The sequence below is a fragment of the Paracoccus sp. UBA5162 genome, from assembly GCF_002413585.1.
Taxonomy (GTDB): domain Bacteria; phylum Pseudomonadota; class Alphaproteobacteria; order Rhodobacterales; family Rhodobacteraceae; genus Paracoccus.
Map to the genome: position 1 here is coordinate 89,265 of NZ_DHXG01000055.1, position 8,707 is coordinate 97,971.

The window sequence follows — 8,707 nt, forward strand, 5'->3', positions numbered from 1 at the left end:
GGCGGCAACATCTTCCGCGGCCTGCAAGGCAGCGCGCAGGGGATGGAGCGGACGACCGCCGATTACATGGGGATGCTGGCCACGGTGATGAATGCGCTGGCCATGCAATCGGCGCTGGAAGCCAAGGGCCTGCATTGCCGCGTCATCAGCGCCATCCGCATGGACGAAGTCTGCGAACCCTATATCCGCAGGCGTGCCATCCGACATCTGGAAAAGGGCCGCGTCGTGATCTTTGCCGCCGGCACCGGCAATCCCTATTTCACCACCGACACCGCCGCGACCCTGCGCGCCAACGAGATGAATTGCGAGGCGATCTTCAAGGGCACCAAGGTGGATGGCGTCTATGACAAGGATCCGAAGAAATTCCCCGATGCCAAACGCTATGGCGAGGTCAGCTACGACGAGGTGCTGCAAAAGCATCTGGGCGTGATGGATGCCTCGGCCATCGCGCTGGCCCGCGACAACCGGCTGCCGATCGTCGTCTTCTCGCTGGACGAGCCTGGTGGCTTCAGGGCGATCCTGGAAGGTCGCGGCACCTATACCCGCGTTCATAGCTGACCCCCCGGCATGTGGATCGCGGCGATGTGCAATTTCCCCTGAGCCGCGATCCGGCGGCGGCCGGCGGCGGGGTCGAAAAGGTCGCCCGCGGGCTGGCCGGTCGCCGGCGCGATGCCGCCTGACCTTCGGGCAAATGCTTTGCCAAGGCCCGGCAATGCGGTTACAAGCGGTGAAAATTCTACGCAGAGGCAGTGCCACATGGCAGAGGATATCGAAATCGACATCGACGACCTGGAACGGAGGATGAAGGGCGCGATGGATTCGCTGCGCCACGAATTCGGCAGCCTGCGGACCGGTCGCGCCTCGGCTTCGATGGTCGAGCCGGTGCAGGTCGAGGCTTATGGCCAGATGACGCCGATCAACCAGCTTGGCACCGTCAACGTCCCCGAGCCGCGGATGGTCACCATCAACATCTGGGACAAGTCGATGGTCGGCAAGGCCGAAAAGGCGATCCGCGAAAGCGGTCTCGGCATCAATCCCCAGACCAACGGCACGATCATCATGCTGCCGATCCCGGAACTGAACGAGGAGCGGCGCAGGGAACTGACCAAGGTCGCGGCGCAATATGCCGAACACGCGCGCGTCGCGATCCGCAACGTGCGCCGCGACGGCATGGATCAGGTCAAGAAGGGCAAGGCCGAGGGAATGCCCGAGGATGATCAGAAGTTCTGGGAAACCGCGGTGCAGGAGCTGACCGACAAGATGATCGGCCAGGTGGACGAGGCGCTGGAGGCCAAGCAGGCCGAGATCATGCAGGTCTGAGGCACGGGACATGGCCGCGGATACAGCACAGGCATTGAACACGGGCGGATCCAGTCAGAGACCGCGTCATGTCGCCATCATCATGGACGGAAACGGCCGCTGGGCGACCGATCGCGGCTGGCCGCGCCTGGTCGGGCACCGGCGCGGGGCCGAGCGCGTCAAGCAAATCGTCCGCGCCTGCCCGGATCTGGGCGTGAACTGGCTGACCGTCTATGCCTTCTCGACCGAGAACTGGAAACGCTCGACCGAGGAGGTGCTGGGTCTGATGAAGATCTTCCGCCGCTATATCGAGCGTGAGGCCGAAGGCATGTCGGCCGAGGGCGTGCGGCTGCGCTTCATCGGCGGCCGGGATCGGCTGGACGGCAAGTTGCAGGCGCTGATGTCCTCGATCGAGGCACGGACGGCGGGCAACACGCGGCTGAACCTGACCGTGGCGATCAATTACGGGGGGCGCGACGAATTGCTGCGCGCGGCCACCAAGCTGGCCTGCAAGGTTGCCCAGGGCGAGGTCGCCGAGCCGACGGAAAACGATCTTCATGCCTGTCTGGACACGGCCGGCCATCCCGATCCCGATCTGGTCATCCGCACCAGTGGCGAGACGCGGACCTCGAATTTCCTGCCATGGCAGGCAGCCTATTCGGAATATGAATTCACGCCGACATTGTGGCCCGATTTCTCGCCCGACCATCTGGCCGCGATTCTGGACCGGTTCGGCCTGCGCGACCGCCGTTTCGGGGGCGTATGAGTCCGGGCGCGGGGACAAGGCCCGGGCTGCCCGCCGCGAAGGGCAAATGGGCTGACCTGTCGCGCCGTATCGCCTCGACCGCTGTGCTGCTGGGGATCGGCGTGATGTTGGCCGTGGCGCAGGGTGTCTGGTTGCGGCTGGGCATGTCACTGATCTCGGCCATCACGTTCTGGGAACTGGCGGCGATGACGGGCTGGCGCCACCCCGAGATGCACCTGACCGCCTTCGGCCGCTGGCGCCCCGTGTCGCTGGCCGTGATCGCCGGGCTGGCCCAGTTCATCGCCCTTGTTGCCTTTTCGCCCTTCGCATCGCTGGCCTTGCTGCTGCCTCTTCTTGCCGGGCTTCCCGGCGCCGCGCGTCGCGACCGGCCGACCTATGCGATCTTCGGCATCGCGATCCTGCTGGTGGCCTATGGTCTGGTCTCGTTCCGCGAGGAATTCGGTCTGGGATTCGTGATGTGGCTGATGGGCATCGTGATCGTTTCGGACACGGCGGGTTATTTTTTCGGCCGCATTCTGGGCGGGCCGAAATTCTGGCCGTCTCTGAGCCCGAAGAAAACCTGGTCGGGCACGATCGCGGGCTGGATCGGCGCGGTCGTTCTGGGTGCGCTGATCTGGCTTTCGGGGCGCGGCGACGCGACCTTGCTATGGGTTTCTCCGCTGGTCTGTTTCGCCGGGCAAATGGGCGATATCGCCGAAAGCTGGCTGAAGCGACGCGCCGGGGTCAAGGACAGTTCGAACCTGATTCCGGGTCACGGCGGCTTCATGGATCGTTTCGACGCAGTGACAGGCGCGGTTCTGGCGGCCATGCTGATCGGGCTTCTGAACAGCCTGCCGGCGGTGACCTGACCCATGCGACGCATTTCGATCTTCGGGGCGACCGGCTCGGTCGGCTGCAACGGTGTTGATCTGATCCGGCGCGCCGGCGGGGCCGAGGCCTATCACGTCGTCGCGCTGACCGGCGGGCGCAACATCGCGCGCCTCGCGCGCATGGCGCGCGAGTTGCGGGCCGAGATCGCCGTGACCGCGCACGAGGATCTGCTGGACGATCTGCGCGACGCGCTTGCGGGCAGCGGGATTCAGACGGCGGCGGGCGCGCGGGCGCTGGCCGAGGCCGCCGCGCGCCCCGCCGACTGGATCCTGTCGGCGATCATCGGCGCGGCCGGGCTGGTGCCGGGCCTGACGGCATTGGCTCAGGGCGGGATTCTGGCCCTGGCCAACAAGGAATCGCTGGTTTGTGCCGGCCCGCTGATCCACCGCACGGCGACCCGAAGCGGAGCGAGAATCCTGCCGGTCGATTCCGAACATTCTGCCATTTTTCAGGCTCTTGGATCGGAAAACCTTGAGCATGTCGAGGTTGTGACCATCACCGCCTCGGGCGGCGCCTTCCGGGACTGGCCACTGGAACGGCTGGCGGCCGCGACGGTGGCTCAGGCCTCGACCCATCCCAATTGGGCCATGGGCCAGCGGATCACCATCGACAGCGCAAGCATGTTCAACAAGGCGATGGAAGTCATAGAGGCGAAAGAATTTTTCGGTCTTGGACCAGATCGGATCAAGGTGCTGGTCCATCCGGAATCGATCGTTCACGCCATGGTCAGCCATGTCGATGGCGGCACGATCGCGCATCTGGGGGCGCCCGACATGCGACACGCGATCGGCTATGCGCTGAACTGGCCCGACCGTGCACCGCTGCCGGTTGCCGCGCTGGATCTGGCGCGGATCGGAAGCCTGACCTTCCGCGAACCCGACGAGACGCGCTGGCCCGCGCTGCGCCTGGCGCGCGAGGTGATGTCGGCGGGCGGTATGGCGGGGGCGGTGTTCAATGCCGCCAAGGAGCAGGCGCTGGACGATTTCATCGCCGGGCGCATCGGATTCACGCAAATGGCGCCTCGCGTGGAAATGACCTTGGAGGCGCTGTCGGGGCGCGCCGGTTTCGGCGATGATGCCGCCGATCTGGAAACGGTCCTCGACTGGGACCGCGAGGCAAGAGGAAGGGCCGCCGCATGACCGATCTGATCCCCTTATTCGGGGGCACCTTGTGGACGCTGGCGGCTTTCGTGGTCGCACTGGTGGTGATCGTGACGGTCCATGAATACGGCCATTACATCATCGGCCGGCTGTCGGGAATCAGGGCCGAGGTCTTTTCGGTCGGCTTCGGACCGCGCCTGATCGCGCGCCGGGATCGTCACGGCACCGTCTGGCAGGTCGCGGCGATTCCGCTGGGAGGCTATGTCCGCTTTCTGGGCGACGAGAATGCGGCCAGCGCCGGTTCCGGGTCGCGGGTCGATCCGGCCTTGCGGCGGCAGACGCTGTCGGGTGCGCCGCTCTGGGCGCGGTTTTCGACGCTTCTGGCCGGACCGGTCTTCAACTTTGTCCTGTCGATCCTGATCTTCGGCGGATTCGCGCTGTTTCAGGGCCTGCCTGCCGATCGGGTCGAGGTCGGTGCCGTCAGCGAGGTGCCGCCGGGCGTGATGAACGGCTTGCGCCCCGGCGACCGCATCGTCGCCCTGGGTGGCCAGCCGGTCGAGACCTGGGCCGATCTGGGCCAGGCGGCGCAGGACCTGCCCATCGCGCCGCAGCAGGACTGGACCGTGATCCGCGACGGCGCCGAGGTGACGGTGACCGGCCCGGATCCGATGCCGGCGCGGATCAGCGGCGTCGCCCCGCGCGGCGCCGCAGCCGATGCCGGGCTGATGGCCGGTGACGTGGTGATCAGCATCGAGGGCAAGCCGATCACCCGCTTTACCCAGATGCGCGAGGCGGTCGAGGCTGCCGAGGGCGATCCGATCCAGTTGCAGGTCTGGCGGTCCGGCCAGGGCACCGCCAGCTATACGCTGATTCCGCGGATGCAGGATCTGCCCTCTGCGGGCGGCGGATACGAACGGCGCTGGTTGATCGGCGTCACCGGTGGCGGCAGTTTCTTCGAGCCTGCGATGCGTCGCGCGGGCCCGCTGGAATCGCTGTGGCTGGGGGTGATGCAGACCTGGGGGATCATCGTGTCATCGCTGGCGGGGCTGTGGGCGATGATCTCGGGCCAGATCGGCGGCTGCAATCTGGGCGGCGCGATCAGCATCGCCGAAAGCACCGGCCAGGCGGCCAGCGCCGGCGGCGCCAGTTTCCTGTGGTGGATCGCGGTCCTGTCGGCGGCGATCGGGTTTCTGAACCTGCTGCCGATCCCGGTCCTGGATGGCGGGCACCTGATGTTCTATGCGTGGGAGGCCCTCACCGGACGCCCACCCTCGGACCGGGCGCTGAACCTGCTGACGGCGGCGGGCATGGCGGCGGTGCTGGCGCTGATGATTTTCGGCCTCACGAACGATCTTTTCTGCCCCTAGGGCGCGATGCGCTTTTGACAGGGCCGGGCGTTTCGGGCACAAGATTTGGCCAAGAGGGCGTGAAAACACGCAACAGAAAGAAGGCGCCAGAAAAGGCGCGTCCGCAGGCTGGAACATAGAGGGGCGGCAATGACACGGAAACTGGGCAAGGGCGCGGTTGCGCTGGTCACGGCCTTGACGATCGCGACACCGGCGGCACTGGTGCCCAATGCGGCTGTGGCCTATGTCTTCAACGACGTGCGAATTCAGGGCACGCAGCGGATCGAACCGGCCACGGTCCTGTCCTATGCCAATATCGCGCGCGGCCAGAACGTCTCGGCCGGCGAGTTGAACGATGCGCTGCAACGGTTGCAGAATTCCGGTCTGTTCGAGACGGTCGAGATCGTTCCGCAGGGCGGCACCCTGATCATCACCGTTTCGGAATATCCGACAATCAACCAGATCAGCTTCGAGGGCAACCGCCGCCTCAAGGATGACGAACTGGCCCAGATCGCGCAAAGCCAGTCGCGCCGGGTCTATCAGCCCAGCCAGGCCATCCAGGACGCGCAGAACATCGCGCAGGCCTATGCCAGCCGGGGCCGTCTGGCCGCCCGCGTCGATCCGCGCATCATCCGGCGCAGCGGCAACCGCGTCGATCTGGTCTTCGAGATCCGCGAAGGCGACGTCACCGAGATCGAGCGCATCAGCTTTACCGGCAATCGCGCCTTTTCGGACCGTCGCTTGCGGCAGGTGCTGGAAACCAAGCAGGCGGGTATCCTGCGCACCTTCATCCGCGCCGATACCTTCGCGCCGGAACGGATTCCGCTGGACGAACAGCTTCTGACCGATTTCTACCGCTCGCGCGGTTATGCCGATTTCAAGGTGCAGGGCGTCGCGCCGGAAATCGCCCGCGAACGCGATGCCTTCTACATCACCTTCAACATCCAGGAAGGCCCGCGCTACCGGTTCCGCAACGTAAGCACGATCTCCGAGATCGCAGGCGTTGATGCCGCACCCTTTGCGGCGCAGAACCGTGTCGGCGGCGGCGATGTCTACAACCCCGCCGCCATCGACAACACCATCCGGCGGATGGAAACGGTGGCGATCCAGCAGGGGCTGAACTTCGTCAATATCGAGCCGCGGGTGACGCGCAATCCGCAGACGCAGACGCTGGATCTGACCTTTGCGCTGACGCGCGGCCCGCGCATCTTCGTGGAACGCATCGACATCGAGGGCAACACGACCACGCTGGACCGGGTGATCCGGCGGCAATTCACCACGGTCGAGGGCGATCCGTTCAACCCGCGCGAGATCCGCAATGCCGCCGAACGCATCCGCGCGCTTGGCTATTTCTCGGATGCGCAGGTCAACAGCCGGCAGGGCAGCAGCGCCGAACAGGTGATCGTGGATGTGAATGTCGAGGAACAGCCCACTGGCTCTCTGTCCTTCGGCGCATCCTACGGTGTCAATTCCGGCTTCGGCCTCAACGCCTCGCTGAACGAGACCAACTTCCTGGGTCGCGGGCAGACGCTGGGCCTGACCATTTCCACCGCGTCGGGCGACCGCGAGGGTCTGATCAACTTCGTCGAACCCTATTTCCTGGGTCGCGATCTGAAATTCGGCTTCACCGCGCGCTATAACGAAACCAGCAACCTGAATTCGGACTACGACACCCGCACGATCTCGGTCCAGCCGTCGATCGAGTTTCCGATTTCGGCCAATGGCCGGCTGGAACTGCGGTATCGACTGGAACAGAACCGTCTGAACAATGTCAGCGACGACAGTTCCGTCATTCTTCAGGACGAACAGGGCACGCGTCTGAGTTCAGCGGCGGGCTACACCTACCTGTGGGATACGCGGGTGGCCGGTCTTGATCCCCTGACAAGCTACAAGCTTCGGTTCTCGCAGGATTTCGCGGGGCTGGGCGGCGACGTGAAGACGGTCACCAGCACCGCGCTGGCCGGTGTGGAAAGCAATGCCTGGCGCGAGGAGGTCACCCTCCGCGCCGAGATCGAGGCCGGCGGTGTCTACAGCTATGGCGATTACTCGTCCTGGATTCTGGACCGGTTCCGCGGCGGCGGCAAGGTGCGCGGCTTCGAGCCGAACGGCATCGGTCCGCGTGACCTGTCGGCCCCGAATCAGGACGCGCTCGGCGGCAAGTATTACTGGGCCGCGCGCGCCGAAGCGCAGTTCCCGCTGGGCCTGCCCGAGGAATACGGCATCACGGGCGGCCTTTTTGCCGATATCGGCTCGGTCTGGGGGCTGGACACAAGGACCGGCAGCGACGGGTCCGAAGTCGACGACAGTATGCGGGTTCGCGCCGCCATCGGCGCCTCTGTCTTCTGGACCACCCCGATCGGCCCCTTGCGGTTCAACTTCTCCAAGGCGGTTCGCAAAGAGGATTACGACAAGGATCAGAATTTCGACCTGACCATCTCGACCCGGTTCTGATGCGGGGACGGGCGCGCCCTGTCGTCCTGCTGGCGGCCCTGTTTCTGGGCATGGCATGGGCCGGGGGCGCATCAGCGCAGGATCCGGCGCCCTCCGTGCCCGCCCAGCCCATCGCACCCGTGGACCGGATCGCCCCGGCCGACGGGGCCGGTGCGGAAGGCGGGATGCCGACGCGCACCATCGAGACGCCGCCGGATTCGCCGCAGATGGTGGCTGCGCCGATCCTGACCGTGGATCAGAACACCTTGTTCACCGGCTCGGCCTGGGGCCGTCGCACGCAATCCGTCCTGGAAGAGGAGGGCGGCAAGATCGCCGCCGAGAACGAAAGGCTGGCCGCGCAGTTATCCGATGAAGAGGCGGCGTTGACCAGCCGTCGCGAAACGCTGGATCCGGCCGAGTTTCGCAAGCAGGCCGAGGCGTTCGACGAACGCGCCACGCGGGTCCGGCGCGAACGCGCACAGGCGGTGCAGGCGCTGAACGATTGGGCCGAGGCGGACCGCAGCGCCTTCTATCGCGCCGCGCTGCCGGTCATGGGCGAGATGATGCAGGATCGCCGCGCGGTGGCCGTTCTGGACCGCCGCACCGTCTTCGTCTCGCTCGACGCCATCGACATTACCGCCGATCTGGTGTTGCGGCTGGACGAGAGGCTGGGCGACGGTGCCGGACAGGTGCCGTTGCCGTCAGCGCAGGGCGATGGCCAGGCACCGGCCGCCGAAATCCCGCAGCCGCCCGCCGCCGCGGATTGATGCAGAATTTATCCGTTTTGATCAAGGGGCGGTTTCGGCCCATTTTCGGTCATCCCTGATCAGGGCGTTTGCGAGGATCAGGAGCTTGCGCATGACGGCGGTGAGCGCGACTTTCGCCGGCTTTCCCGC

General features: G+C 65.8%; 8 protein-coding genes and 1 pseudogene. 8 read left to right on the forward strand and 1 reads right to left on the reverse strand.

Going from position 1 to position 8,707, the window contains the following annotated elements; all coding sequences use genetic code 11:
- From pyrH to B4A72_RS08135, 8 genes are all read left to right on the forward strand, one after another.
- On the forward strand, positions 1–558 hold a 558-nt coding region (pyrH, locus tag B4A72_RS08100; protein ID WP_292978308.1), incomplete at its 5' end, for a UMP kinase.
- Positions 559–756: 198 nt separating this feature from the next.
- Entirely contained in the window at positions 757–1,320 is a 564-nt protein-coding gene (gene frr, locus B4A72_RS08105; RefSeq protein ID WP_292958820.1) for a ribosome recycling factor, read from the forward strand.
- A gap of 10 nt (positions 1,321–1,330) precedes the next feature.
- A complete protein-coding gene (uppS, locus tag B4A72_RS08110) occupies positions 1,331–2,065 on the forward strand; it encodes a polyprenyl diphosphate synthase (protein ID WP_292958822.1) in 735 nt (244 codons plus the stop codon).
- Positions 2,062–2,913 (forward strand): phosphatidate cytidylyltransferase, encoded by an 852-nt coding sequence (locus tag B4A72_RS08115; RefSeq protein WP_292958824.1) that lies wholly within the window; start codon positions 2,062–2,064, stop codon positions 2,911–2,913. Before uppS ends, B4A72_RS08115 begins: the two co-directional genes overlap by 4 nt.
- Before the next feature lie 3 nt (positions 2,914–2,916).
- Positions 2,917–4,074 carry a 1-deoxy-D-xylulose-5-phosphate reductoisomerase gene (gene dxr, locus B4A72_RS08120; RefSeq protein WP_292958826.1) on the forward strand — a complete coding sequence of 386 codons (1,158 nt, stop codon included), beginning with the start codon at positions 2,917–2,919 and terminating at the stop codon, positions 4,072–4,074.
- The gene (gene rseP, locus B4A72_RS08125) at positions 4,071–5,402 is read left to right on the forward strand and encodes an RIP metalloprotease RseP (protein ID WP_292978309.1); all 1,332 of its coding nucleotides are present in this window, start codon (positions 4,071–4,073) and stop codon (positions 5,400–5,402) included. Before dxr ends, rseP begins: the two co-directional genes overlap by 4 nt.
- 129 nt (positions 5,403–5,531) lie before the next feature.
- Positions 5,532–7,832: an outer membrane protein assembly factor BamA gene (bamA, locus tag B4A72_RS08130; RefSeq protein ID WP_292958830.1), complete on the forward strand. Its 2,301-nt coding sequence runs from the start codon at positions 5,532–5,534 to the stop codon at positions 7,830–7,832.
- The gene (locus tag B4A72_RS08135) at positions 7,832–8,578 is read left to right on the forward strand and encodes an OmpH family outer membrane protein (RefSeq protein ID WP_292958832.1); all 747 of its coding nucleotides are present in this window, start codon (positions 7,832–7,834) and stop codon (positions 8,576–8,578) included. Before bamA ends, B4A72_RS08135 begins: the two co-directional genes overlap by 1 nt.
- Positions 8,579–8,599: 21 nt before the next feature.
- Here the strand turns inward: B4A72_RS08135 and B4A72_RS08140 are convergent.
- Positions 8,600–8,707 (reverse strand): annotated as a pseudogene (locus tag B4A72_RS08140) (IS110 family transposase); the annotation flags it as partial.